Annotated in this window: 2 protein-coding genes; both read right to left on the reverse strand. The window is 51.1% G+C overall.

Annotation, left to right across the window (positions count from 1 at the left end):
* Nucleotides 1-101: 101 nt before the first annotated feature.
* The gene (istB, locus tag ETC00_RS19165; protein ID WP_371808921.1) at nucleotides 102-884 is read right to left on the reverse strand and encodes an IS21-like element helper ATPase IstB; all 783 of its coding nucleotides are present in this window, start codon (nucleotides 882-884) and stop codon (nucleotides 102-104) included.
* On the reverse strand, nucleotides 884-2,101 hold the full coding sequence (gene istA, locus ETC00_RS19170; protein WP_253264343.1) for an IS21 family transposase: 1,218 nt from the start codon (nucleotides 2,099-2,101) through the stop codon (nucleotides 884-886). Before istA ends, istB begins: the two co-directional genes overlap by 1 nt.
* Between the last annotated feature and the right edge of the window lie 113 nt (nucleotides 2,102-2,214).

The following is a 2,214-nucleotide window of genomic DNA, read 5'->3' on the forward strand; positions in this document are numbered from 1 at the left end:
TGTCAAGATCAAAAGAAAGTTCCTCAAAAAAATCAAGCGAAAATTCCCCAGTAAGAGAAAGAGAATACTCAAATGCCTCTTAGGTGGTAATATAGACAAGACTACCCACTTGTGTTGTTCCCATCCCCTTCCGGTCGGAAGAATCCTGCCTTTTTCTTCTCCTTGATGCGGTAACTCTCCCCCTTGATGTTGATCGTGGTGGAATGATGGAGCAAACGATCCAATATGGCGGTGGCCAGTACAGAGTCTCCAAAGATTTCTCCCCATGAACCATACGACTTGTTGGAAGTCAGGATGATGGAGCCGGTCTCGTATCGTTCCGAGATGATTTGGAAGAAGAAATGGGCTGCCGGTTCGTCCATCTTGCGATAGCCGATCTCATCGATGATCAACAGACGTGGCTTGGTATACATCCGTATTTTCTGTTTAATCGTATGGTTCTGGTCGGCCTGCTGAAGTGTTTGCACGAGGTCATGGGCGGTTGTAAAGTACACCGTATACCGCCGCTTAATCGCCTCCAATGCCAGTGCAACAGCCAAATGCGTTTTCCCCACGCCAGGGGGGCCAAGGAAGATGAGATTCTCCTGGTGCTCGATAAACCGAAGGGTCGCCAGATCCCGGATTCGCCGTTCATCGATGGAGGGCTGGAATCGAAAGTCGAATTGGTTCAAAGTCTTGTGAAAGGGCAAGTTCGCCAGACGTGTCCGGGTTCGGACATACCGATCCCATTTCGCCGCCAGTTCCTCCTGCAACAGCTTGTCCAGAAATTCAAGGTACGATATATTGTGTTTGGCAGCTTCTTCGGCGTGGTGGTGAAGCACCTCGGGAATGCGAGCCCAGCCGAACTGGCGGAACGCATCCTCAAGACGTTCTTGCAGCCCAATCATTGGAGCGTCACCGCCTCGTCGAGGAATTGTTCATACACCGATAAGTCTCGTTCCAGCACTTCAGGGGATGGCCGGTCAACAAGTTTGGGCATCGGAGCAGGAACTCGGTGTTGACCGGCTGGGCGCAGTCCTTCGAAGTGCTTTTTGTTGATGACCAACTTCCCTTTCTGGACGGCCTTGGGATGTTCAGCGATGAGTGTGTCTCCACTGTAAATCCGGATGCGTCCGTTCTTGTCGTCCTGGACATGCACGATTTGCCCCATAAAACGGAAGGGAACGGAGTAACGGTTGGCCTCAAACGATACCAGGCAGTCCGCCGATACCTTCCGAGCATGACGGTCGACAACCACAAACGGTGTTGGATTGACGGGGTTCAACTTTTCCTCCTGCCAACGGTCAACGGGTCTGACGTGTGTGGTTCCATGGATCCTGACGTTGGCTACCTGATTCAGCCACGTGCGTGCTTGACGATTCAGATCGTCCAATCCTGTAAATTCCCGAACACGCGGCCAAAAGTTCTTGCGAACATAGCCAATTCCGTTTTCAACCTTCCCTTTGGTACGAGCCCGGTAGGGCCGACAGTTCTTGAGGAGGAAGCCGTGGTGGCTGGCAAACCGTGAAAAACGCTCATTCCAGACGGGATGGCCCTGTTCATCTCTGTCGCTTACGACCGTCTTCATGTTGTCGTATAGGATTACCTTGGGACACCCGCCAAAGTACTCGAAAGCACGTACGTGGCAGCCGATGAGTGTGTCTAATTTTTCGTCTTCGGTGAATTCCAGGTACATCATGCGAGAATGGCCCAGCACCATGACAAACGCATACAGCCGTTTTTCTTTGCCGTGCCATTCCACCGTAAACCGTCCCCAGTCCACTTGGGCTTGGTATCCGGGAGCTGTCTCGAATCGGACAGTGGTTTTGTTGATGACGGTAGGCCGGAACGGTTTCATGAAGACCCGTAGGGTGGTAATTCCGCCGGTATACCCTTTCGCTTTAATTTCTTCAAAAATGACTCTGGCATTGAGGCACCCTTCCTCCATTCTGCGGCGAACGTAGTCCTTGAACGGATCCAGCTTGCCGGGACGGATGACGTTTCGCTGGTAGGTTTCAGGTTCCTTCTTGTTCAGCCACTTACGAATCGTTTTTCGATCCCTCCCCATTTCCTGCGCGATCCGAGTAATACTCATGCCACGTTTTCTCATTTCGTGAATCATGTAAAACTCCCCATTCTTTATCATGATTCCTCTCTCCTCCAAGGAGAGAGTTTGCGATGAAAGTGGGGAATTTTCAACCGATTATATTGGGGATTTTAACGTTGATCTTCACA

Source organism: Brevibacillus sp. MCWH (assembly GCF_013096935.1).
Taxonomy (GTDB): Bacteria; Bacillota; Bacilli; order Brevibacillales; family Brevibacillaceae; genus Brevibacillus; species Brevibacillus aydinogluensis.